This window comes from Pseudonocardia sp. ICBG1142, assembly GCF_020496255.1.
Taxonomy (GTDB): Bacteria; Actinomycetota; Actinomycetes; order Mycobacteriales; family Pseudonocardiaceae; genus Pseudonocardia.
The window spans coordinates 701,136-725,200 of record NZ_JAHLJC010000005.1 but is presented as its reverse complement, the minus strand read 5'-3'; the positions used below and the strand labels follow the sequence as shown (position 1 = coordinate 725,200).

20 protein-coding genes are annotated in these 24,065 nt (G+C 74.3%); 12 read left to right on the top strand and 8 right to left on the bottom strand.

The genetic code is table 11. The features are described from left to right. Positions 1 to 313: 313 nt before the first annotated feature. Together KPL59_RS08740 and KPL59_RS08735 are read right to left on the bottom strand one after the other, a co-directional pair. The gene (locus tag KPL59_RS08740) at positions 314 to 1,459 is read right to left on the bottom strand and encodes an acyl-CoA desaturase (protein WP_226351492.1); all 1,146 of its coding nucleotides are present in this window, start codon (positions 1,457 to 1,459) and stop codon (positions 314 to 316) included. 67 nt (positions 1,460 to 1,526) lie between these two features. Next, positions 1,527 to 2,651: a ferredoxin reductase gene (locus KPL59_RS08735; protein ID WP_226360493.1), complete on the bottom strand. Its 1,125-nt coding sequence runs from the start codon at positions 2,649 to 2,651 to the stop codon at positions 1,527 to 1,529. A gap of 173 nt (positions 2,652 to 2,824) precedes the next feature. Here KPL59_RS08735 and KPL59_RS08730 point away from each other — a divergent pair, with 173 nt between their 5' ends. From KPL59_RS08730 to KPL59_RS08705, 6 genes are all read left to right on the top strand, one after another. Beyond that, positions 2,825 to 3,610, top strand: coding sequence for a MerR family transcriptional regulator (locus KPL59_RS08730; RefSeq protein ID WP_226351694.1), 786 nt, complete (start codon positions 2,825 to 2,827; stop codon positions 3,608 to 3,610). A gap of 22 nt (positions 3,611 to 3,632) precedes the next feature. Continuing rightward, a complete protein-coding gene (locus tag KPL59_RS08725; RefSeq protein WP_226360492.1) occupies positions 3,633 to 5,399 on the top strand; it encodes an FAD-dependent monooxygenase in 1,767 nt (588 codons plus the stop codon). Next, complete coding sequence (locus KPL59_RS08720; RefSeq protein ID WP_226360491.1) at positions 5,396 to 7,288, top strand: maleylacetate reductase and hydroxyquinol 1,2-dioxygenase domain-containing protein; 1,893 nt, start codon at positions 5,396 to 5,398, stop codon at positions 7,286 to 7,288. Before KPL59_RS08725 ends, KPL59_RS08720 begins: the two co-directional genes overlap by 4 nt. A gap of 86 nt (positions 7,289 to 7,374) precedes the next feature. Next, a complete protein-coding gene (locus tag KPL59_RS08715) occupies positions 7,375 to 7,608 on the top strand; it encodes a hypothetical protein (protein WP_226351697.1) in 234 nt (77 codons plus the stop codon). A 51-nt stretch (positions 7,609 to 7,659) separates the two neighbouring features. Next, complete coding sequence (gene glmS / locus KPL59_RS08710; RefSeq protein ID WP_226360490.1) at positions 7,660 to 9,480, top strand: glutamine--fructose-6-phosphate transaminase (isomerizing); 1,821 nt, start codon at positions 7,660 to 7,662, stop codon at positions 9,478 to 9,480. 41 nt (positions 9,481 to 9,521) lie between these two features. After that, positions 9,522 to 9,971 carry an MOSC domain-containing protein gene (locus tag KPL59_RS08705; RefSeq protein WP_226360489.1) on the top strand — a complete coding sequence of 150 codons (450 nt, stop codon included), beginning with the start codon at positions 9,522 to 9,524 and terminating at the stop codon, positions 9,969 to 9,971. On the opposite strand, the gene KPL59_RS08700 is transcribed toward KPL59_RS08705, so the two are convergent. Next, complete coding sequence (locus tag KPL59_RS08700) at positions 9,927 to 11,351, bottom strand: DHA2 family efflux MFS transporter permease subunit (protein WP_226360488.1); 1,425 nt, start codon at positions 11,349 to 11,351, stop codon at positions 9,927 to 9,929. The two genes, KPL59_RS08705 and KPL59_RS08700, sit on opposite strands and share 45 nt — an antisense overlap. Continuing rightward, on the bottom strand, positions 11,348 to 11,992 hold the full coding sequence (locus KPL59_RS08695) for a TetR/AcrR family transcriptional regulator (protein ID WP_226360487.1): 645 nt from the start codon (positions 11,990 to 11,992) through the stop codon (positions 11,348 to 11,350). Before KPL59_RS08695 ends, KPL59_RS08700 begins: the two co-directional genes overlap by 4 nt. A gap of 127 nt (positions 11,993 to 12,119) precedes the next feature. Between KPL59_RS08695 and KPL59_RS08690 the strand changes: the two genes are divergently transcribed. Together KPL59_RS08690 and KPL59_RS08685 are read left to right on the top strand one after the other, a co-directional pair. Beyond that, entirely contained in the window at positions 12,120 to 13,937 is a 1,818-nt protein-coding gene (locus tag KPL59_RS08690) for an NAD(P)/FAD-dependent oxidoreductase (RefSeq protein ID WP_226360486.1), read from the top strand. Continuing rightward, on the top strand, positions 13,934 to 15,526 hold the full coding sequence (locus KPL59_RS08685) for a hypothetical protein (RefSeq protein ID WP_226360485.1): 1,593 nt from the start codon (positions 13,934 to 13,936) through the stop codon (positions 15,524 to 15,526). Before KPL59_RS08690 ends, KPL59_RS08685 begins: the two co-directional genes overlap by 4 nt. Here the strand turns inward: KPL59_RS08685 and KPL59_RS08680 are convergent. Together KPL59_RS08680 and KPL59_RS08675 are read right to left on the bottom strand one after the other, a co-directional pair. Further along, the gene (locus tag KPL59_RS08680) at positions 15,502 to 16,131 is read right to left on the bottom strand and encodes a TetR/AcrR family transcriptional regulator (protein ID WP_060711301.1); all 630 of its coding nucleotides are present in this window, start codon (positions 16,129 to 16,131) and stop codon (positions 15,502 to 15,504) included. The genes KPL59_RS08685 and KPL59_RS08680 overlap by 25 nt on opposite strands. Positions 16,132 to 16,198: 67 nt before the next feature. Further along, entirely contained in the window at positions 16,199 to 16,474 is a 276-nt protein-coding gene (locus KPL59_RS08675; protein WP_226351703.1) for a hypothetical protein, read from the bottom strand. Between the two features lie 186 nt (positions 16,475 to 16,660). Here KPL59_RS08675 and KPL59_RS08670 point away from each other — a divergent pair, with 186 nt between their 5' ends. Continuing rightward, positions 16,661 to 18,823, top strand: a complete 2,163-nt coding sequence (locus KPL59_RS08670; protein WP_226360484.1) for a WD40 repeat domain-containing protein — start codon at positions 16,661 to 16,663, stop codon at positions 18,821 to 18,823. Here the strand turns inward: KPL59_RS08670 and KPL59_RS08665 are convergent. Further along, positions 18,808 to 20,433, bottom strand: coding sequence for a long-chain fatty acid--CoA ligase (locus KPL59_RS08665; RefSeq protein ID WP_226360483.1), 1,626 nt, complete (start codon positions 20,431 to 20,433; stop codon positions 18,808 to 18,810). The two genes, KPL59_RS08670 and KPL59_RS08665, sit on opposite strands and share 16 nt — an antisense overlap. Positions 20,434 to 20,532: 99 nt before the next feature. Continuing rightward, positions 20,533 to 21,297 (bottom strand): transposase, encoded by a 765-nt coding sequence (locus KPL59_RS08660; protein WP_226360482.1) that lies wholly within the window; start codon positions 21,295 to 21,297, stop codon positions 20,533 to 20,535. A gap of 379 nt (positions 21,298 to 21,676) precedes the next feature. Here KPL59_RS08660 and KPL59_RS08655 point away from each other — a divergent pair, with 379 nt between their 5' ends. The 3 genes from KPL59_RS08655 (at position 21,677) to KPL59_RS08645 (ending at position 23,935) form a co-directional block, all read left to right on the top strand. Next, complete coding sequence (locus tag KPL59_RS08655; protein WP_226351706.1) at positions 21,677 to 22,360, top strand: ANTAR domain-containing protein; 684 nt, start codon at positions 21,677 to 21,679, stop codon at positions 22,358 to 22,360. 88 nt (positions 22,361 to 22,448) lie between these two features. Then, complete coding sequence (locus KPL59_RS08650) at positions 22,449 to 23,708, top strand: S8 family serine peptidase (RefSeq protein ID WP_226360481.1); 1,260 nt, start codon at positions 22,449 to 22,451, stop codon at positions 23,706 to 23,708. Continuing rightward, on the top strand, positions 23,705 to 23,935 hold the full coding sequence (locus KPL59_RS08645; protein ID WP_226351708.1) for a hypothetical protein: 231 nt from the start codon (positions 23,705 to 23,707) through the stop codon (positions 23,933 to 23,935). Before KPL59_RS08650 ends, KPL59_RS08645 begins: the two co-directional genes overlap by 4 nt. Positions 23,936 to 24,065 lie beyond the last annotated feature (130 nt).

Sequence of the window (24,065 nt, the reverse complement as noted above, 5' to 3'; positions counted from 1 at the left end):
CGGGATCCTGAAGACGGATCGCCTCGACCCACCAAGACAATCACACCAAGACAATCACACCGAGAAACTCGGCGAACCACCGGGGGTCAGCTGTCCGCGGGGCCTGTTGACCGAACCACTCAGGGCCCGTTCTGTCCGGCTCACTCGCTGACGGAAAGAAAGTTACACCCCCCGTCGGACGCCGTTCACAGGGGGGTCGGTTTTCGACATCTCCGCAGGTCAGAGGCCCTCAGACCGGGACCCGGACGCGGACCGGGCGGTTGGGTCCGGCGGCTGCCCGTCGTCGGTGGTGCTCCCGGTCGTCCGCAGGGGGTCAGGCCGCCTGTGCGGCAGGCCGGCGGAGCAGACCGCGGCGCTCGCGGCGGTGCTCGGCCTCCCGGATCCCGCGGGCCGGCAGCGACAGCCGCCAGATCGAGCGGGTGGCCTGCCAGAACTGCCGGGGGAAGGGGCCCGTCGTGTACGGCAGGTCGTACTTCTCGCAGAGGGCGCGGACCTTCACCGCGATCTCCGGGTACCGGTTCGACGGCAGGTCCGGGAACAGGTGGTGCTCGATCTGGTAGCCGAGGCTGCCGGACATCACGTGCATCAGGCGGTTGCCGGTGAAGTTGGCGGAGCCGAGCAGCTGGCGCAGGTACCACTCGCCGCGGGTCTCCCCGTCCAGCTCCTCCTCGGTGAAGACCTCGGCGCCGTCCGGGAAGTGCCCGCAGAAGATGATCGCGTAGGACCAGATGTTGCGGACGATGTTGGCGGTGGCGTTCGCGGTCAGCGTCGAGACCGCGGCAGGACCGGTGAGCAGCGGGAACAGCAGGTAGTCCTTGCGCATCTGACGGGCATGCTTGCGCCCGACGTCGAGCAGCTTGCGCCGGAACTCCTCGGGGTCCTCGATCTGCCACCTGATCAGTCCCTCGACGTCGAGGTCGTGCAGCGACACCCCGTGCTCGAACAGCAGCATGAGCAGCACGTTCCAGAACGGCTGGCCCAGGTAGGCGGGGTGCCAGGGCTGGTCGGCGCGGACCCGGAGGATCTCGTAGCCGACGTCCTTGTCCTTGCCGATCACGTTCGTGTACGTGTGGTGCAGGTAGTTGTGCGAGTGCCGCCACTGCTCGGCGGGACACACGTTGTCCCACTCCCACGTCGACGAGTGGATCTCCGGGTCGTTCATCCAGTCCCACTGGCCGTGCATGACGTTGTGCCCGATCTCCATGTTCTCGAGGATCTTCGCGACCGAGAGCATGGCGGTGCCGGCGAGCCAGAGCGGCGGGATCCGGCTGCCGAACAGCGTCACCCGCGCGGCGACGTTCAGCCGCCGCTGCCAGGTGATCATCGTGCGGATGTAGTCGGCGTCGTACTGGCCGCGACGCTCCTCGACGTCGGCGCGGATCGCGTCGAGCTCACGCCCGATCGCCTCCACGTCGGCGTCGGTGAGGTGGGCGAACTCCTTGACGTCGGCGATGGCCACGACGTTCCTCCAGGGTGTGGGCGGTGCCGGACTCTCGGGGTCGGATCTCAGGGGGTCAGATCACGGGTCAGATCTCCAGGACGCAGTCGCCGGCGGCGGCGGTGATGCAGGTCTGGATCCGCTCGGCGGGGGTGTCGGGGTCGCCGCGGCGTTCGGTGCCGTCGCGCAGGTCGCGGACCGATCCGGACCGCAGGCCGACGGTGCAGGTGTGGCAGATGCCCATCCGGCAGCCGTAGGGCAGGTCGAGACCGGCCTGCTCACCGGCGTCGAGCAGGGTGGTGGCGCCGTCGATCTCGACGGTGGTGTCGCCGTCGTCGGAGGAGCGGGCGGCGGAGCCGCGGCGGACGAAGGTGACCGTGCCGCCCTCCGCCTCGCCCCCGCGCAACGACGCGGAGAAGCGCTCGACGTGCAGTGCTTCGCCCCGGCCCGCGGACTCCCACAGCTCCTCGGCCTCGTCGAGCATCGCCTCCGGCCCGCACGCCCAGGTACTGCGCTCGCGCCAGTCCGGGCAGTACTCGGCCAGCCCGGCGGGGGTGAGCCTGCCGCGCTCCCCGGTGAGGTGCAGCTGCACCCGCAGCGACGGGTGTCGCGCGGACAGCGCGTCGAGCTCGGCGGCGAAGATGACGTCGCCGTCGCGCGGAGCCGAGTGCACGAGCACCACGTCGGTCACGGTGTCGCGACGGTCCAGGGTGCGCAGCATCGCCATGATCGGGGTGATGCCGCTGCCCGCGGTGAGGAACAGCAGCTGCTCCGGTGGCGGGTCGGGAAGCACGAACTCGCCCTGCGGCAACGCGAGCCGCACCACCGTGCCGGGCCCGACGCCGTCGACGAGGTGGCGGGACAGGAAGCCCTCCGGCATCGCCTTCACGGTGATCGAGATGTGCCTGCGGTCGCGGCGCGGCTCGGAGGTCAGCGAGTAGGAGCGCCAGTGGAAGCGGCCGTCGACCTCGACGCCGATGCCGACGTACTGGCCGGCGCGGTGGTCGAACGACCAGCCCAGGCCGGGCCGGATGACCAGGGTGACGGCGTCGGCCGTCTCGGGCACGACCTTCACCACCCGCCCGCGCAGCTCCCGCACCGACCACAGCGGATTGAGCAGCAGCAGGTAGTCGTCGGGCAGCAGGGGCGTGGTGAAACGGGCGGCCGCCTTCCGTGCGCGGCGCAGTCCCCTCGGCAGTACGGCGTCGGTCATGACCCACCTCGTCGTCGCGGTCGGGACCATCGGACCCGATCTCGATGGCGACGGCAAGTTGGGATGGCGACACCCTCGCCACCAGTGAGGACGAGGTCGGCCCCCGACCTGCGGGAACGTTACATCGGTTTCGTCGACAACGATGTCGAGATCGGCTGTCTAGGATCGTCGAGGTGGCGGACTTCCCGATCGAGGAGCTGGCCCGCCGGGCGGGGATGACCGTGCGGACGGTGCGCTCCTACATCACGCGCGGGCTGTTGCCGCCGAGCGGACGGGCCGGGCGGGCCGCCCGCTACACCGAGGCCCACCTCGACCGGCTCGACCTGGTCAACGGGCTGCGGCGGCGTGGTTTCTCCCTCGGGGCGATCGAGGTGCTCGTCACCCAGGACCCCGGACGGACCGCCGAGGAGGCGCTGCGGCTCTACCGCGGGATGCTCGCCCCGTGGCAGCCGGAGGAACCCGTCGAGGTGGACGGGGCGGAGCTGCCCGGGCATCTCGGGCTCACCCCGGACATGGTGTCCGCCGACGAGCTGGTCCGGCACCTGTGCGAGACCGGCGTCGTCGAGACCACCGAGGACGCACGGCTGCGCATCCTGCGACCGGACCTCGCCCGGGCCGCGGCCGAGGCCGTGCGGCTGGGCATCCCGCCCGCCGCGCTGGTGGGGCTGCGCCGCAGGCTCGACGACCACACCGGCGCCGTCGCCGAGATGTTCGTCGAGCTGTTCGCCCGGCAGGTGTGGGACGGCTACGTCGAGGCCGGGCTGCCCGCCGGTGACGCACCCCGGATCCAGCAGACCGTCGAACAGCTGCAGCCGGTCGCCACGCTGGCGCTGCTGTCGTCGTTCCGCTCGCGCATGCAGGACGCGATGGACGCCTTCATCACCCGGATCTCCGACGACATCTCCGCCGACGCCGGGCGCGCCATGGGGATCCGGACGACCGACCTGGACGATCGTTGACTGCTCAACCATAATCCGGTCCGTGAGCGACACCGTGACGACCGACGTCCTCGTGATCGGCAGCGGGCCCGCGGGCTCGTCGGCGGCCCTGTTCCTCGCCGGTCTCGGCGTGGACCACCTCGTGATCACCAAGTACCGGTGGACGGCCGACACCCCGCGCGCGCACATCACCAACCAGCGCACCGTGGAGATCCTGCGCGACCAGGGGGTGGAGGCCGACGTCGTCGCGGAGGGGACGCCCTCGCACCTCATGGGCGACACGGTGTTCTGCACCGCGCTGGCCGGCGACGAGCTCGGCCGGGTGCGGACCTGGGGCACCCACCCGGCGCGGCGCGCCGACTACACCCTGGCCAGCCCGTCGTCGCACTGCGACCTGCCGCAGAACATCCTCGAGCCGATCCTGGTCGGCCGGGCCGCCGAGCGCGGCAGCCGGATCCGCTTCGACACCGAGTACCTCCACCACGTCCAGGACGACGACGGCGTCACCGTCACCGCGCGGGACCGCATCACCGGCGCCGAGCTCACCATCCGGGCCCGCTACGTGATCGGCGCCGACGGTGGGCGCAGCGCCGTCGCCCGGGACGCGGGCCTGCCCTTCGACGGCCGCGGCGAGCTCGCGGGCAGCATGAACATCGTCTTCGACGCCGACCTCACCGCGCTGGTCGAGCACCGGCCGAGCGTCCTGTACTGGGTGCTGCAGCCGGGCGCCGACGTCGGCGGCATCGGGATGGGCGTGCTGCGCATGGTGCGGCCGTGGACCCGCTGGATGGCGATCTGGGGCTACGACCTCGCGGGTCCACCGCCGGAGCTCGACGACGCCGCGGCCACCGCGATCGTGCACGACCTGATCGGTGACGACTCCGTGCCGGTGACGATCCGCTCGACCTCGGTGTGGACGGTCAACGAACAGTGGGCCACCCGCTACCGGTCGGGACGGGTGTTCTGCGCCGGTGACGCCGTGCACCGCCACCCGCCGTCGAACGGGCTGGGCTCCAACACCTCGATCCAGGACTCCTACAACCTGTGCTGGAAGCTCGCGATGGTGCTGCGCGGCACCGCCGGGCCCGGGCTGCTGGACTCCTACGCCGCCGAGCGCGCCCCCGTCGGCGAGCAGATCGTGCGCCGCGCCAACCGCTCGGTGGAGGAGTTCGGGCCGATCTTCGCCGCGCTCGGGCTGGAGCCCGGCGCGGACCCGGCGGCGATGCGTGCCTCGATGGCCGCCCGCGCCGACGACACCCCCGCCGGGGCCGCGACCCGCGCGGCGCTGCGGGCGGCGCTGGAGCACAAGGACTACGAGTTCAACGCGCACGGCGTCGAGATGGGGCAGCGCTACGCGTCCGGCGCGGTGGTGCCCGACGGCACCCCGGAGCCCGCATACGACCGCGATCCCGAGCTGTACTACCACCCGACGACCTGGCCGGGGGCGCGGCTGCCGCACTGCTGGCTGGGCCGCGACGGGCACCGCGTCTCCACCCACGACCTCTCCGGCAAGGGCCGGTTCGCGCTGCTCACCGGCATCGCGGGCGGAGCGTGGGCCGCGGCCGCGCGGACCGTCGCGGCCGAGCTGGGGATCGAGCTGGCCGCACACGTGATCGGCCCCGGCCGCGAGGTCACCGACGTCTACGACGACTGGGCCCGGCTGCGTGGGGTCGGCGAGGACGGCTGTGTGCTCGTCCGCCCGGACGCCCACGTCGCCTGGCGCGCCGAGGCGCTCCCCGACGACCCGGCCGACGCGCGGCGCCGGGTGCTGGGGCGCATCCTGGACCGGACCCCGGAGGTGACCGCATGACCGGCTTCGTCCACGAGCCCTCCCCCGCGCGGGTGGTGTTCGGTCCCGGCACGCTCGACGACCTCGCGACGGAGGTGACGCGGCTCGGACGGTCGCGGGTGTTCCTCGTCGCCGGCCGCCACCCCGCCGGCGCGGCGGACCGGGCGCAGGCCGCGCTCGGGTCGCTGCTCGCCGGGCGGTTCGACCGGGCCGCCGTGCACACCCCGGTGACCGTGACCGACGAGGCGCTGGCGGCGTTCACCGCGGCCGGGGCGGACTGCGTCGTCGCGATCGGGGGCGGCTCGCAGATCGGGCTGTCGAAGGCGCTCGCCGTGCGGACCGGCGCCGACCAGGTCGTCGTCCCCACGACGTACTCCGGTTCGGAGTGCACCGCGGTGCTCGGCGAGCTGGGGGTGGACACACCGGGGGTGAAGACCACCCGGACCGACCCGGCGATCCGGCCGGAGACCGTCGTCTACGACCCGACGCTCGTCGCCGACCTGCCGTCGCAGGTGGGGGTGCCGAGCGCGGTGAACGCGCTCGCGCACGCCGTCGAGGCGCTGTGGAGCGTCGACCGCGACCCGCTGACCGACGCCGCCGCGCTGGAGTCGGTGCGGCTGCTCACCGCGGGGCTGCGCGACGGCGACACCGACGCGCTGCTGCGCGGGGCCTGGCTGGCCGGGACCTGCCTGGACCGGGCCGGGATGGCGTTGCAGCACAAGCTCGCCCACACCGTCGGCGGCACGCTGGACCTGCCGCACGCGCCGACCCACGCGGTGTTGCTGCCCCACGTGATCGCCCACAACGCGGCCGCCGCTCCGCGGATCGCCGAGGCGCTCGGGCCGGACCCGGCCGGCGCGGTGTACGACCTGCTCGTCGCCGCCGGCGGGCCGACGTCGCTGGCCGCGCTGGGTGTCGACGAGGCCGACCTGGACCGGCTCGCCGAGCAGGCCGTCGCGCGGCCGTACCCGAACCCGGTGCCGGTCACCCGTGACGGCGTGCGCGCCCTGCTCGGGCGGGCCTGGGCCGGTGAGCGGCCCGGCGACCCGGTGCGCGCCACCCTGGACGCACTGACCGCGCAGGTCACCGCATCGTTCGGTGGGCCCGACGAACGGCTGCGGACCCTGCTGGCCGGGCTCGCCGCCACCCTGCACGGCTACGCGCGCGAGTACGACCTCACCCAGGACGAGTGGCAGACCGCGATCGACTTCCTGACCCGCGCCGGACACGTCACCGACGAGCGGCGCCAGGAGTTCGTGCTGCTGTCGGACACCCTGGGGCTGTCCAGCGTGGTGGACGTGCTGACCAACTCCCGCACCCCGGACACGACGTCCTCGGCGGTGCTCGGGCCGTTCTACACCGACGGACCGCCCGAGCTCGACCAGGGAACCGACGTCTCCGCGGGGAAGAAGGGCACCCCGCTGTGGGTGGACGTCGTCGTCACCGACACCGACACCGATGACGAGCCGGTGCCGGGGGCGGTCGTCGACATCTGGCAGTCCGACGAGGACGGCTTCTACGACCTGCAGCTGCCCGAGACCGAGGGCCCCGTCCTGCGCGGCCGGTTCCGCACCGACGACGCGGGCCGGCTGCGGTTCCGCTCGATCCTGCCCGCCGCCTATCCGATCCCCGCCGACGGCCCGGTCGGGGAGATGCTGGACGCCACCGGACGGCACCCCTTCCGGGCCCCCCACCTGCACTTCCTCATCGAGGCACCGGGCCACCGCAGGCTGATCACGCAGCTGTTCGTCGCCGGTGGGGAGCACCTCGACTCGGACACGGTGTTCGGGGTGAAGGACGACCTGGTGGTGGAGTTCGCCCCACGCACCGGCCCGATGCCCGACGGCGTCGAGCCCGACGGGGAGTGGCGACTGCTGGAGTTCACCTTCCGGATCGCCCGCGATCGCTGATCCCTGCCCGATTCCGGGCAGAGTTCTGGCCCTTCGTCCCGCACCCGGTCAGGATCGACGGCGTGGATCCGGATCTCGTGCGACACGTGGCCGCCACCACCGGGCTCACCGAGCCGGTGGCGGCCCGCGTGGTCGCCGACGTCGTCGCCTACTTCGGCGAGACCACCGAGGAGTTCGTCCGTCGCCGGCACCGCGAGCTCCAGGCCCGCGACCGGCGCAACGACGAGATCTGGCCGCGGATCGCGGCCGAGCTCGCCGCGCGGGTGGTCGCCCCCGGGGACGTCTCCCAGCGGCGGCTGCGTCGGATCGTCTACGGCTGACACGACGACGGACACGACGGACACGACGGACACGACGACAGAGGGACGTGCATGTGCGGGATCGTGGGTTACGTGGGGCCGCGGGAGGCCGCGGGCGTGCTGCTCGACGGGTTGTCCCGGCTGGAGTACCGGGGCTACGACTCGGCGGGCCTGGCGGTGGCGCACCGCCGGAAGGTGACGGTGCGGCGCACCGCGGGACGGGTGGAGGACCTGCGCGCACTGCTGGGTGAGGCCCCTCCCCCGGGCCGGTCGGGCGTCGCGCACACCCGGTGGGCGACCCACGGCGAGCCGAGCGAGGCCAACGCGCACCCGCACACCGACGCGTCCGGGCGGGTCGCGATCGTGCACAACGGCATCGTCGAGAACGCCGAAGCGCTGCGTGCGGGGCTCACCGCCCGCGGGGTCGTGCTGCGCAGCGACACCGACTCCGAGGCGCTCGCGCACCTGGTCGGCGAGGCGCTCCAGGGTGGTGCCGCCACCCTCGCCGACGCGGTGCGCACGGCGCTCGCCGGCGTCGAGGGCACCTACGGGCTCGCGGTGCTCGACGCCCGCACCCCCGACGAGATCGTCGTGGCGCGCAACGGCAGCCCGATCGTGCTCGGCATCGGCGACGGGGAGATGGTCGTCGCGTCCGACCTCGCCGCGGTCGTACGGCACACCCAGAAGGTGGTGTTCCTCGACGACGGCGAGATCGTCACCGTGCGCGCCGACGGCATCGAGGGCTCCACCCGGATCAGCCCGACCACCGTCGACACCGGGTCCGAGGACTACGCGCTCGGCGGGCACCCCGACTTCCTGGCGAAGGAGATCGCCGAGCAGCCCGACGCCGTCCGCCGGGCGCTGGCCGGGCGGCTCGACACCCGGTTCGCCACCGCCCGGCTCGGCGGGCTCGGGATGGACCCCCGCGAGCTGCGCGGGGTGCGGCGGGTGCTGTTCCTGGGCTGCGGGTCGGCCTACTACGCCGGGGAGATCGGCGCCGGGCTGGTCGAGCAGCTGGCCCGCATCCCGGCGGCGGCCGAACCGGCCGGGGAGTTCCGTCACCGCAACCCGGTCGTCGACCCGGACTGCCTCTACGTCGCGGTCAGCCAGTCCGGCGAGACCGCCGACACCCTCGCCGCGGTGCAGGAGCTGCGCCGCAAGGGCGGCCGGGTGATCGGCGCGGTGAACGTGATCGGCTCGGCGATCTCCCGCGAGTGCGGGGCCGGGGTGTTCCTGCACTCCGGGCCGGAGGTGTCGGTCGCCTCGACCAAGGCCGTCACGACCATGAGCGTGACGTTCGCGATGCTCGCGGTGCTGCTGGGCCGGGTGCGGGACCTCTCGGTGGCCGACGGGCGGCGGCTGCTCGACGGGCTGGCCGCGCTGCCCCGCCACGTCGAGGCCGTCCTCGCCGAGGACGCCGCCCACGGCACGGTCGCCGCGGTCGCACAGCGGTGGGCGCACGCGTCGTCGATGTTCTTCGTCGGACGCACCCGGGCCAGCCCGGTCGCGCGGGAGGGTGCGCAGAAGCTCAAGGAGATCTCCTACTGCCACGCCGAGGCCTACCCCGCCTCCGAGCTCAAGCACGGCCCGCTGGCACTGGTCACACCGGACATGCCCAGCGTCGTCGTGGTGCCCGACGACGAGCTGCTCGCGAAGAACGTCGGCACGATCGAGCAGATCCGGGCCCGGGGCGGGCCGGTGATCGCGGTGACCGACGCCGAGCTGCCCGCCGGGCTCGCCGACGCCGTGCTGCGGGTCCCGCGCACCGAGCCGGAGCTGGCCCCGATCCTGCTCGGGATCCCGCTGCAGCTGCTGGCCCGGCACACCGCCGTCGCGCTCGGACGCGACGTGGACCGGCCGCGGAACCTCGCGAAGTCGGTGACGGTGGAGTGAAGGTCCTCGGGTTGCACGTCGCCGCGGAGCGGGGTGGGCCGATGCACGACGTCGAGCGGGTCGAGGTGCTCGCGGGCAGCGGCGTCGTCGGCGACCGGTACTTCGGCACCCGGCACCGGCACGTGTCGGTGCAGAGCCGCGACGAGCTCGACGCCGCGGCCGCCGAGCTCGGTGCGCCGGTCCCCTCGGGCCGCACCCGGCGCACCGTCACCCTCGACCACGGCACCGTCCCGACGACACCCGGGACCCGGCTACGGCTCGGCGGGGTCGAGCTGGAGGTGGTGCGCCGGGCCGCGCCCTGCCGGGTGATGGAGACCGCCGTCGGACCGGGAGCGCGCCGCGCCCTGCACGACCGTGGCGGCGCGGTGTGCCGGGTGCTGAGCTCCGGCACGATCGCCGTCGGGGACGCGGCGGCCGTGGTCGACGCCGCGGTGCCGGCCCCGCCCTCAGCCGACCGGGGTCTCCGCCGCGGCGCGGCGCCGGACCAGTAGCGACAGCAGGACGGCCAGCACCCCGACCCCACCGGCGACGGCGAACGCGGCGTGCAGCCCGCTCGCGTCCGGGGAGGCCCCGGCGGCGGCCGAGCCCAGCGCGGCGACGGTGACGAACAACGCCGTCCCCAGCGCGCCCGCGACCTGCTGCAGCGTGGAGAGGATCGCGCTGCCGTGGGAGTACAGCTCGTCGGGCAGCGAGCCCAGCGCCTCGGTCATCAGCGGCGTCATCATCAGCGCGAGCCCACCCATCAGGACCAGGTGGAAGGCCACGACCACGCCGAGCGGGGTGCCCGGGCCGAGGGTGGAGAACAGCAGCAGGCCGGCCGCCATCAGCACCGCGCCCGGGATCACCAACGGCCGGGCCCCGACGCGGTCGAACAGCGCGCCGACCGGACGGCCGAGCAGCCCGAGCAGCAGCCCGCCGGGCAGCACCACGAGCCCGGAGACCAGCGTGCTCGTGCCGAGCACGGTCTGCAGGTAGAGCGGCAGCAGCACCGCCGCGACGCCGATCAGCGACAGCAGCACCAGCGCGGTGAGCACCAGCGCCACGACGAACTGGCGTCGCCGGAACGGGCGCAGGTCCAGCAGGGCACGGCCGTCGCGCATCAGCCGCAGCTGGCGCAGCACGAACACGGCCAACGCGACCAGCCCACCGACGACCGGCACCCACGGCGGGAGCCCCCCGCCGCCGTGGCCGCCCAGCGAGGACAGCCCGTAGACCAGCCCACCGAACCCGACGGCGGACAGCAGCACCGAGACCACGTCGAGCGGGACCGGGCGGCCGCCGCCGTCGATGCGCAGCCACCGGGCGCCGGCCGCCATCGCGAGCACGGCCAGCGGCAGGACCAGCCAGAACATCCAGCGCCAGCCGAGACCGGACAGGATCGCGCCGCCGATCGTCGGACCGATCGCGGGCGCGACGGCGATGACGATCGTGATCGTGCCCATCGTCGCGCCGCGCCGCTCGGCAGGCACCAGACGCAGGATCGTGGTCATCAGCAGCGGGATCATCATCGCCGTACCGCCCGCCTGCACGATGCGGCCGACGAGCAGCATCGCGAAGCCGGGCGCGAACCCGGCGACGGCGGTGCCCACGGTGAACAGCCCGAGCGAGGCGAGGAAGACCTGCCGCGGGGTGAAACGGTCGAGCAGGTAGCCGGTGGTGGGGATGACCACGGCCATCGTCAGCAGGAACCCGCTGGTCAGCCACTGGGTGGTGGTGGCGGGGACACCGAGGTCGACGCTCAGGTCGCGCAGCGCGACGCTCAGCACGGTCTCGTTGAGGATCATCACGAACGCGGCGCCGACGAGGACGGCGATCAGCGCTCCGGTCCGGCTCGCCGGTACCTGCTCGGTACGGGACGGGGTGGTGGTCACGCGGGGTCTCCTGCCCGGGGAAGGGTCGTGGTGGCCGCGCGCAGGGCGCGGCCGAGTCGGTCGACGGGGTCGGCGCACCGCACGCCCGCGGCGAGCTCGGCGGCGAGGTCCTCGCCGCTGATCCGCAGGGCGGCGGCGACGGCGGCGGCGTGCACCCGGACGTCGAGGTCACCGGGTTCGCGGCCGGCGCGGGCCGCGATCACCTCGGCGAGCACCGGCTCGGCCCGCTCGTGCACCGCCAGCCACACCGCCCGCAGACCGGGCTCGGTACGCGAGAGCGCGATGACGGCCATCGCGGCGTCGGCGTCGGCGGCGTCGCGCGGGTCCTCCGGCGGGCGGTACTCGGCGATCAGGTGCTCGTCGAGGCTCACCCCCGCCGGCCAGCGTCGCAGCGTCGCGACGACGGCGTCGATGCTGCGGGCGAGAACGGGCTCGACGCAGCTCTCCTTGGTCCGGAACCAGCGCCACAGGGTGCGGCCGGACAGTCCGACCTCCTCGGCGATCCGCTCGCCGCTGGTGGCGTGCACGCCGTGCTCGCGGAACAGCGCCACGGCCGCGCGGGAGATCTCGAGGCGCTGCAGCTCGCGCCGGCGGTCGCTCATCGGCGCCCGCCCGCGTCGGGTGTCGTCGAGTGTCTTCATGTCACTGCCCGACAGTAATGAGACGGGTCGGGGCCGACCACGAGACGCTCGTCTCACAGTGCCTTTTTGGCAGTTCGTGCCACCCTGGTGCGGCAGCTGATCATGCGATGCCGAGGGAGCCACCAGCGTGACGACGACCGGGACCACCGGGACCACCGACCCCACCGCGGCCGACCTGGACCGGCTGCGGGAGCGCTACCGCGCCGAGCGCGACCGCAGGCTGCGACCCGACGGCGTCGCCCAGTACCGGTCCTCGACCGGGGAGTTCGGCTTCTACGCCGAGGACCCGTGGTGCGAGCCCACCGACCGCGACCCGGTCCGTGACGAGGTGGACGTGTTGGTCGTGGGCGGCGGCTTCGGCGGGTTGGTCGCCGCGGCCCGGCTGCGGCAGGCCGGCCACGAGCGGATCCGGATCGTCGACGTCGCCGGGGATCTCGGCGGGACCTGGTACTGGAACCGCTACCCCGGGATCGCCTGCGACATCGAGAGCTCGATCTACCTGCCGCTGCTGGAGGAGCTGGGCGGGATGCCCAGCCGTCGCTACCCGCCGGGCGGGGAGATCCGGGCGCACGCCCGCGCGATCGGCGAGCACTTCGACCTCTACCGCGACGCCCTGTTCGGCACCGAGGTCACCACCCTGGTCTGGGACGACGACGCGTCGGCCTGGCAGGTCGGCACCGACCGCGGCGACACGGTCACCGCCCGGTTCGTGGTGATCTCCTCCGGGCCGTTCAACCGGCCCAAGCTGCCGGGGATCCCCGGGATCGCCGACTTCGCCGGGCACACCTTCCACACCAGCCGGTGGGACTACGACTGGACCGGCGGCGACGAGCGGGGCGGCCCGCTCGACCGGATCGGCGACCGCACGGTCGCCGTGGTCGGCACCGGGGCGACGGCGATCCAGTGCGTCCCGCACCTGGCCGGGGCCGCGCGGCACCTCTACGTCGTGCAGCGGACGCCGTCGTCGGTCGACACCCGCGACGACGCCCCCTACGACGAGGCCTGGTGGCGGTCGCTGGCCCCGGGCTGGCAGCGACGCCGCCGCGAGGACTTCCTGGCCCTGATGGACATGCGTCCGGCGCCGCACGGCTCGTTCGGCCCCGACGGCGTCGCGGACAAGTGGACCGACACCGCCCCGGTCCGGGGCGCGCGGCGGCTCGCCCGGACCCGGGGCGTCGAGGAGCCGGCCGAGGCGCTGGAGATCGCCGACGCCGAGAAGATGGACGAGATCCGGGCCCGGGTCGACGCGATCGTCGCCGACCCGGCGACGGCCGCGGCGCTCAAGCCCTGGTACCGCCAGATGTGCAAGCGCCCCACCTTCAGCGACACCTACCTGCAGACCTTCAACCGGGACGACGTGACGCTGCTCGACACCGGCGGGCAGGGCGTCGAGCGGATCACCCGCGACGGCCTGGTGGTCGACGGCGTCGAGTACCCGGTGGACGCGATCGTGTTCGCCACCGGGTTCGAGCTCGGCGCCGACCCCGCCACCCGGGCCGGGGCCGACATCCGCGGCCGAGGCGGCGTCACCCTCGCCGAGCACTGGGCGGACGGGCTGTCCACGCTGCACGGCTGGGTCAGCCGCGGCTTCCCCAACCTGTTCCACGTCGGGGCCGGGCAGAACTCGGCGTCGCCGAACTTCGCGCACGTGCTGGAGGAGCAGGCCGGGCACATCGCGGCGGTCTGTGCCGAGGCCGCCCGGCGCGGGGTGCGGATCGTCGAACCGACCGCGGAGGCGGAGGCCGCGTGGGTCGCGACGATCCGCGAGCGGGCCCGCGACCAGCAGGGTTTCCTCGCCGAGTGCACGCCCGGCTACTACAACTCCGAGGGCCGCCCGCGACGGCGCTCCGAGCAGTTCGGCGGCGGTCCGGTCGAGTTCCACCAGATCCTGCGCGACTGGCGCGCCGGCGGGATGGACGACGTGCTCTCCGGCGGCGCCCCGTGAGCGTGCGCCCGGTCGCCGGGCCGGACCGGGGGCCCGTGCGGACCGCGCCAGGGCTGCGTGCCGAGCCGCTGTGCCCGCCGAACCCGCTGTGGGCGTCCAACGGGATCGTGGCCGGTCCGGACGGACGGCTCTGGATCGCGCAGTTCCTCGGCGGCACCGTGTCCGCGTTCGACCCGGCGACCGGCGGGCTCGAGACGGTGCTCGGGCCGGACGGGCCGCTCACCGCGCCCGACGACCTCGTGTTCGGCGCCGACGGCGAGCTGTTCGTCGTCGACCTGCCCGCGGGGCTGGTGTGGCGCCGGGCACCCGGCGGGGCCATGACCGTCGTCGCCGACGGGATCACCGCCCCGGACGGGATCGCCTGGCACCGCGGACGGCTGTTCGTCAACGAGCTGTGCCCGGACGGCCGGCTGCTGGAGATCGACCCGACCGGCGGGCCGCCGCGGGTGCTCGCGACCGGGCTCGCGCTCGGCAACGCGATGGAGGTCGGCCCGGACGGGCTCCTGTACTACCCGCACCTGCTCTCCGGCGAGGTCTGGCGGGTCGACCCGGACGGCGGCGCCCCCGAGCGGCTGCTCGCCGGGCTGGACCGGCCGGTGGCCGTGCGCTTCGACCCGGGGGGCGGGCTTCGCGTCCTGTCCAACGGCGGCGGCGCCCTGTGGACCGCGGAGGACGGTCGGGTGACCGCCACCCTGGACACCGGCGTCGGCGGCGCGGACAACGTCGTGTTCACCGCCGACGGGTCGGCCTGGGTGACCGGTGCCTTCCACGGCGGGCTGGTCCGGGTCGGCGTCGACGGCACGGCGACCACGGTGCTGCCGCCCGGACTCTGCGGCCCCTGGGGCGTGGCCGCCGACGGGACGGACGCGCTCGTCGCCGACCACTTCTCCCTGGCCCGGGTGGGTGGCGGCGCCGTCACCGCACTCGGCGACGTCGTCACCGAGGTCCGCGGCGGGATCCGCGGACTCACCCGGCACCACGGCGACACGGTGGTGACCACCGGGACCGGGGTGTGGCGCGGCCGTCCCGGTGCCTGGACCCGGGCGGCCGACGGGCTGGCCGGGGCGACCGGCGTCGCCTCCTGCCCCGACGGGCTGCTGGTCGCCGAGACCGGCGCCGGGCGGGTCCTGCACCTCGGCGACGACGGCAGCGTGACCGTGCTCGCCACGGGACTCGACGGGCCGGTGGACGTGGCCGTCGACCCGACCGGCGCCGTGTACGCCACCCTGACCGGCGGCGGGCAGGTCGCACGGCTCGACCGCGACCCCGCCGGCGACCGGGGCGGTGACCGCGGCACCGTCCTCGCCGCGGGGCTGCACCGACCGGAGGGACTCGCCGTCGCCGGGGGCGCGCTGTGGTGCGCCGAGGCCGCCGCGGGACGCCTGCTGCGGATCGACCCGGTGGACCGCACGGTCACCGTCGCGGCGTCGGGGCTGGCCTTCGACGTCCGGCCGCCGCACGTCCCCGCCGACTGCCGCAGCGGCGCGGCCACCCGGCCCGCCCCGTTCGCCGGGGTCGCCGCGGCCGGGGACGGGTCGGTGCTCGTCGCGGTGAACGGCGAGGGTCACGTGCTGCGGGTCGGCCCCTGACCGGCCGCCCGCTCGCCGTCGACGCCGTGGATCGCGGCGTCGACGGCCGCCGACAGCCGCGCGCGCAGCTGGGCGGCCGGCGGGCGGCGCCCGTCGGCGGTGGCGGCGGCGATGTCCTCGGTCGCGACCCGCAGCGCCCCGTTGAGCGCCGCGGCGTGCACCCGCACGGCGACGTCGCCCGCGTCGCGGCCGAACCGGCCGGCGAGGATCCCGGCCAGGACCGGCTCCGCCCGCTCCTGCACGACCAGCCAGATCGCGCGCAGCGCGGGCTCGGAACGGCTCATCCGGATCACCTCGAAGACGAGGTCACCGTCGTCGGGGCCCGCATCGGGGTGCTCGGCGTAGTCCCGTGCGAGGTGCTCGGCGAGCGGGGTGTCGTCGGGCCAGCGGGCCAGGCTCGCGGTGAACGCGTCGGTGGCCAGGCTCAGCACCGGCTCGACGCAGCTCTCCTTGGTGCGGAACCAGCGCCAGAACGTGCGTGCCGAGAGCCCCACCGCCTCGGCGATCTGCTCCCCGCCGGTCGCGGCGACGCCGTGCTCGCCGAACAGCCGGATCGCGGCCCGGGAGATCTCCAGGCGCTGCAGGGTGCGGCGGCGGTCGCTCATCGGCCGCCGCCCGCGCCGGACCGCCGTCCCCTCCGTCACACCGCACCCCCGAGTGCTCGCCGGGCGGTCAGCCTAGTCGGCGCGCGTTGGCACGCACCCGGGTGCGGATCGGCTCCAGCGCACGCCCGAGGGTCGCCGGTCCCGGCGGCGAGGTGGCCAGGACGACGGCGGCCCGGGAGAACCCGTCGACCTTCTCCGCCCACATCCGGTGGAACTCCCGGACCTCGCGTGCCGGGCGCGGGAAGCCCGAGGTGAGCATCCGGGCGGTGCGGCGTGCGACGACCAGCGGCGCGAACACCGCGATCTCGGTGAGCGAACGGAGGGCACGAGTGGTGGCGGGCACGAGACGGACGGTAGCCCCCACCTCCGACACCGGCCCCCGCCTCCGACACCGAGAGTCCGCGCGCCGGTCACCGAGGGCTCGCCGCCGGTCACCGCCGGTTCGGTGGCGACACCCCCTCCCGCGTTAACGATGGAGTGCGGGGCCACGACAGGTAACCGAACGCGACCCCGGGGAGGGCTCACACGCATGGCCGTCGAGACGTTCTGGGACGGGCTGGAACGGCGCATCGCCGCCGGCGAACCGCCGTACGGGGAGCACCCGGGCGTCGCGCCGGACGGGGTGACACCCGAGGCGCTGCGCCGCGTCCTGGACCTCGAGGCGCACCACCTGCGCCGCTCCGGCACCGCACCGGTCGCCCAACACCTGCTCGCCGGGGCCGTCCTGGCCGGGGAGGCCGCACTGGCCGGGGCGGCCCGGGCCCGGCTCGCCGCCCAGGGTGTCCCCGCGCTGACCACCCGCTGGCGCACCCGGCCGCCGTCGGCGGCGCTGAGCCGGGTCCTGGAGGGCCACGGCGACGCGGTCGTCGCGCTGCTCGCCGGGCCGGACGGCCTGCTGCTGTCGCTCGACGCCTCCGGCGAGAGCGGCGCCTGGGACACCGCGACCGGACACGCGGCCCCGGACCCGCTCGCCGGGCCCGACGGTCCGCGGCCGCCGACCTCCGCGGCCCGCGCCCGGACGGTCGCCCTGTCCCCCGACGGCGGTCTGCTCGCCCTCGCCGGGGACACCCCCGGCGTGCGGGTGCTGGCCACCGACGGCCCGGCCCGCGGCGCCGAGGTCACGGCCCTGGCCGGGCCGTCCGGCCCGGTGACCGCGCTCGCGGTGACCGGGGCCTCCCCGACCCGGGTGCTCGCGGGCGGCGCCGACGGCGCGGTGCGGGTGTGGGACGTGACCAGCGGCGCGGCCGTCTCGGTCGCCCACGGCCACGTCGGCCCGGTCACCGCGCTGACCGCGACCGGCCAGGGCACCGTCGTGTCCGGCGGGGTGGACGGCACGCTCCGGTCCTGGGACCCGGCCAGCGGGGCCCCGCTGGGGCTGCTGGAGGGCGGGCCCGCCGTGGTCGCCGTGGTCGTGCCGACGGCGGGACAGCTGCTCGCGGCCACCGCCGACGGCGCCCTGCACGTGTTCGCGCTGGTCGACGGGGTGCCGCGGGACGCGGTGCGGCTCGACGTCCCCGGCGACGAGGTCGCGGTCACCGCGGCCGCGCGCGCCGGCGAGGGCCGGGTCGTCGTCGGACGGGTGGACGGGACCGTGCAGCTCGTCCCGACCACCGGCTCCGGCCCGGTCACCGAGCTCGCCGGGCACGGTGCCGCGGTCCGCGCGGTCGTCGCCGACCCGGCGGGCACCGTCGTCGCGTCCGGGGACGACCACGGCCGCGTCCTGATCTGGGACCCCGCACGGGCCCGGCCGGGCACCGGCGGGCCCGCCGGGGTCTCCCCCGCGGTCGGCGCGGTCGCCGCGACCGGGAGCCTGGTCGTCTCGGCCGGCCGCCGCTCCGACGGGGTGCTCGCCCACGACCCGGCCACCGGCACGCGCCGCTGGAGCGTCCCGGCCGGCGCGGGCCCGCTGTGGTTCGACCCCTCCGGCACCCGGCTGTTCGCCGTCACCGGGGCCTCGACCGTCGAGGAGCGCTACGCGACGACCGGGGTGCGGGCCGGGGCGGTGTCGCTGCCCGGCCGTGTGCTGGCCGGGCGGGGCGCGCTGGTGGTGACCGGTGAGCCGGACGGCACGGTCGCCGTGCGCGACGCGCGCACCGGGCGTGCCTTCCGCACCACCCAACTGCCGTCGGCACCGCGGGTGGCCGCGCCGACCCCCGGCGGGGCGACCGTGCTGCTCGCCGCGGACGGTCTGCTGGTCTGCTGGCGGCCCGCCTCCGCGAAGGTGTCCATCGTGGCGCTGCCGGCCGGGCTGGTCACGGCCGTGGCCGTCGACGACGACGGCTGCCACGGCGTCGTCTGCGACGCCGACGGCCGGGTGCACGTCTGGCGGGCCGGGTCGGCCACGGTGACCACGGTGCGTGCCGACGCGGCGCACCTGACCGCGGCCGCCGGTGCGGGCCGGTGCCGCGCGGTGACCGCAGGCTCGGACGGCTCCGCGGTGCTGTGGGACCTGACCTCGGCGACCGCGCTCGGCCGGGTTCCGCTCGACGCGCCGCTGACCGCGGTCGCGGTCGGGGGCGGGACGGTGGTCGTCGGCGACGGGTGCGGCGAGGTGCACTGCCTCGACCTGCTCGCCGGGGCCACCGCGGCCGTCCCGGACGGAGTCATCCCCGAGCAGGGCGGCTCGGCCGTGGTCCCGGCGCCGCGCACCGGGACCACGGACCGCGAGACGGCCGGTCAGGTCAGCGAGTAGCCCTCGAACTTCTCGCGCAGTGTCTTCTTCGAGAACTTCCCGACGCTCGTCTTGGGCACCTCGTCGATGAACTCGACGGCGTCGGGGAGCCACCACTTGGCCACCCGGTCGGTGAGGAACGCGATGAGCTCGTCGGCGGTGAGGGTCTCGCCGGCCTTCACCACGACGCACGCCATCGGGCGCTCCACCCAGCGCTCGTGCGGGATCGCGATGACCGCGGCCTCGGCGACCTTCGGGTGCGCCATGATCTCGTTCTCCAGCTCCACCGAGCTGATCCACTCGCCACCGGACTTGACCAGGTCCTTGGTGCGGTCGACGAGCTTGACGTAGCCCAGGCCGTCGACGACGGCGACGTCACCGGTGCGCAGCCAGCCGTCGGCGGTGAACTGAGTGCCGCAACCCTCGCCGCGGTAGTACTCCGAGGCGATCCACGGGCCCGCCACCTGCACCTCACCGGTGCTGGTGCCGTCCCAGGGCTGCTCGGCGCCGGTCTCGGGGTCGGCGATCCGCAGGTCGACGAGCGGGACCGGGGGCCCCTGCAGGGCGCGCACGGTGGCCTTCTCGTCGTCGGAGAGGTCGTCGTGCTGGGAGCGCAGCACACCCAGGGTCGCCACCGGCGAGGTCTCGGTCATCCCCCAGCCCTGCAGGACCGGCAATCCGATTGCGGCACGGAAGCCCTCGGACAGGGACTTCGGCACCGCCGAGCCGCCGCAGAGCAGGACCCGCAGCGACGAGCAGTCGTAGTCGCCGAGCTTGGGCAGCAGGCCCATCCAGATCGTCGGGACGCCCGCCGCGACGGTGACCCGGTGGTCCTGGATCAGTGACAGCAGCGCGTCCGGGGTCATCCCGGGGCCGGGCAGCACGAGCGAGGTACCGGCCAGCAGGCAGCCGTAGGGCAGGCCCCAGGCGTTGGCGTGGAACATCGGGACGACCGGCAGGACCACGTCGCGCTCGCGGAGCCCGACACCGTCGGCGAACAACGTCGCGAGCGAGTGCAGCAGCGTCGAGCGGTGCGAGTAGACGACGCCCTTGGGGTTGCCGGTGGTGCCCGAGGTGTAGCACATCGCGGCGGCGGTGTTCTCGTCGTCGACGACGAACCGGCCCGCGAAGGGCTCGGCCGCGGCCAGGAGCTCCTCGTAGAGCCGGATCCGCGGGTCGTCGGGGATCTCGGTCGGCGCGCCGTCGTCGATGACGACGACGTGGCGCACCGTGGTCATCCGGTCCACGTGCGGCCAGAACAGGCCGAGCAGGGAGCGCTCGACGAACACGACCTCGTCCTCGGCGTGGTCGGCCACGTAGACGAGCTGGTCGGGGAACAACCGCAGGTTGAGCGTGTGCAGGACCCGGCCGGTGCACGGCACCGCCAGGTACAGCTCCAGGTGCCGGTCGGTGTTCCAGCAGAACGTCCCGACCCGGCCGTCGGCGGAGACGCCGAGGGTGTCGAGCACGGTGGCCAGCCGCCGGGTCCGTACGGCCCACTCGGCGACCGTGGTGGTGCGGACCGTCCCCGCCGGGGTGGCGGTGACGATCTCCTTGTGCCCGAAGTACTGCTCGGCACGGTGGAACACGTGCGGCAGCGTCAGCGGACGGTCCTGCATCAGACCGAGCATCGTTGCTCCTGGAAAGCGGTCGGGTGGGGTCGGCGCGAGCCTACCGTAATCTCGTATATGGAATGGACTATCCGGTCACGGAGGCTTATTCAGGCTCCGTCAGGTAAGTGTGTAGAAGATGAGTCCGATGACTGCCGAGATTGTCGTTTTAAATGTGGCGTAGGGCCGCCGGTAGTCTGCGTGGAGAACTTTCCACGTTTTGATATGGGCGATGACTCGTTCGATGGTGGCGCGTGTGTGGTTGAGGCTCTTGTTGAATGTTTTTTGCCAGTCGAGAAGTTCCCGGCCGGGTGGTTTTTTGAACGGGGTGAGCATGCCGCGCCCGATGTATCCTTTATCGCCGATCGGGGGGTATGTGGCGAGGTGGTCGAGGGCGCCGGATTGGTCGAGGCAATATAGGTCGTGTCGGGAGCCTGGGGTCGGGTCGGAGATCCACGACAGCTGCCCTTCCAGGGTGGCTGCGACCTGGACGACGACGCCGGTGGTGCGATGCTTGCCCGACCACAGACCCGGCACCGCGGCCCATGACCAGCAGGGCAGCAAGGTTCCATCGATGATGTACTGCCGATCGGCACGAAGCTCCTCTGCCGTCGGAACGACACTCCGCAGCGCCTGTGCCAGCAACGGTGTCACCCCCGTGATCGCTCGACTAACCGTCGACTGCGACACCCCATAGGTTTCCGCCAACTCCCACTGCACACGATTCCCGCGCAGATACGCCAACGTGATCACCGCCGACCAGAACAACCCCAGAACCGGCGGCCAAGACAAACGTGCCTCCGTCGCGTCCCGCTGATCCTGCTCATACACTATAGCGACAAGATCCTGAATTTCATCACGCCGGAAACCAGTGGTATAGTACATACTGCGGCAGCCCGTTCATCTCGGATTGATTCGGCAAACCAATATTCGCGATGGACGGGCTGTCGCCCAACCCGACACGCCGGGCTAGATCGTTATTTCACGGGGCCTGAATAAGCCTCAGTGAACGCGGCGTCCGGCGTAATCGGACACCCGCTGTCAGCACACGTGACGCACTGTCTTAACGTTCTCGCCGACGTCCACGAACCGTCAGGTTCCGGGCGCACGCACGCAGGGTCAAGCAACCGGCCCGGCATCCCGGGTCTCCCCCGGGAACCGTTCCCGCGCAGACACCATCTGCCGGTCGCGCCGGGCCTGGCCTCCGGTGCCGCTCGCTGCGGCATCCGCCGAACCGTCGCGTTCCGGCGCGGCGGAGGTCGAGATGTTTTCCGGGTCCTCGGACGCGCTGATCCTGCGCGCCTGCTGCGACGATCCCGCGTTCCGTGCCACGCGCTCCCCCTACGCGATCCTCGACCGCGAGCTCACGATCGTGGGGGCGAACGGCGCCTTCTGCGCCGCGACCCTGCGCGCGCCCGACGAGCTGGCCAGCCGGCCGCTCGCGGAGGCGCTGCCGGACGACCCGCGACGGCCCGGCGCCGACGGCGTCGCGATGCTGACGGCGTCGTTGTCGCGGGTGCTGCGCCTCGGGCAGCGCGACCACCTGCCGGTCCGGCGCCACGACGTGCCCGCGGCGACCGGCACGCCCGGTTTCGTCGAACGGCTGTGGGTCACGGTGAACTCCCCGCTGGCGGCCCCGGACGGACGAGTGGTCGGGGTGCTGCACCACGTCGAGGACGTGACCGGCCTGCTCGGCCCCGGCCCCGACGGCCGCGACCTCGCCGCTGCGGCGCTGGCCCGCGCGCTGGACACCGAGAACACGCATCTGCGGGCCCGTTTCGCCCGGCACGTCAGCATCGAGCAGGCCAAGGGGGCACTCATGGCCCGGCGCGGCTGCTCCGCCGACGAGGCGTTCACGCTGCTGCGCCGGCTCTCGCACGAGACGAACCGGAAGCTGCACGTGGTCGCCGAGGCGCTGCTGGCGGACACCGTCGAGCCGAGATCCTGACCGGACGCGCCGGGGCGGCCGCAGACCGTGCCGGAGCGCGGTCGCTGCGGCACGATGGGTGACCGAGACGTCGATCGACGGAGGCGACATGGTGGATCCGCACGCGGCCGTTCCGGGCCGGGCCGCAGGCACGCTGACCGGCCGGTACCTGCTGGTGCTCAGCGACGACCTGCTGACCGACCACGACACCACCCGCTCGGCGGTGGCGGAGCTGACCGGGCTGTCCGAGGTGACCAGCAGCCGCGACGACACCCCGGTGGCCCACCCGACCCTGTTCGCCCGGCTCGGCGTCGCCGTCGCCGAGCTGGACCCGGCGCGGCTGCGCACGGTGCGGGCCGACAGCCGGGTGCTGTCCGTGGAGCCCGAACGCGTGCTGCGCGCCCTGTCCGGGCCCAGCGCCGACTACCTGCGCGGGTTCGCCGACGCGGCGGGCTTCCTGGCCGAGCGCGCCGCCGCGACGGAGGCCGCCGACGCGCCCGGCGCGACCCGGTTCGCCGACAACGACCAGGTCACGTGGGGTCTGCAGGCCACCGGCGCGGACGTCGCCGTCGAGACCGGCGCCGGGATCACCGTCGCCGTCCTCGACACCGGCCTCGACCTCGGCCACCCCGACTTCGCCGGCCGGCAGATCGAGTCGCGCTCGTTCGTCGACGGCCAGGAGGTCGCCGACGTACAGGGACACGGCACGCACTGCACCGGCACCTCCTGCGGGCCGCTCGCGCCGGGCTCGGGACGCCGCTACGGCATCGCCCACGAGGCGAGGATCCTGGTCGGGAAGGTGCTCGGCGACGACGGCTCCGGCACCGACGCCGGCATCCTCGAGGGCATCGAGTGGGCGATCTCCTCCGGCGCGCACATCGTGTCGATGTCGCTGGGCGCGGACCTGAACGAGGTCTCCCCCGCCTACGAGAACGCCGGACGTCGCGCCCTCGACGCGGGCACCCTGATCGTCGCCGCGGCCGGCAACAACGCCGAGCGCTCGACCGGCAACGTCGGTTTCGTCGGCGTCCCGGCGAACAGCCCGTCGATCATGGCGGTCGGCGCGGTGGACGCCGCGCTGGCCATCGCCGACTTCTCCGCGGCCAGCTCCGCGATCGAGGGCGGGCAGGTCGACATCGCCGGGCCCGGCGTGGACGTCTACTCGTCGTGGCCGATGCCCCAGCGCACCAACACGATCTCGGGCACCTCGATGGCCACCCCGCACGTCTCCGGGATCGCGGCGCTGTGGTCGCAGCGCACCGGCGCCCGCGGGCGGGACCTGTGGACCCAGCTCACCCAGGCCGCCCAGCGGCTGCCGCTGCCCTCGGGCGACGTCGGCGCGGGCCTCGTCCGGGCCCCGGGCCGATGACCACGACCGGGAGGCTGCTGGTGTCGGTGGCCGACGGGCACGTCGCCGACGACGTCGCGCGGGCCTGTGCGGCCGTCGGATTGCAGGTGGAGAAGGTGCTCTCGGGGGTCGGCGTGGTCGTCGGCACCTCCGCCGACCCGGACGCCCTGCGCGCGGTCACCGGGGTCGCCGCGGTGGAGCCGGACCGCGAGGTCCACCTGGACCGCGATCAGCAGGGGCCGGCGTAATCGGTCGACGCGCGAGGAGGATGTCCGATATGGTGGTGCACGTCGACCGTGCCCGGTAACACTCCGGCCGCGGCGGCCGACGAACCGCCCGGACCGTCCCCGGGAGGCGCCGACCCGGCGCCCCGGCCAC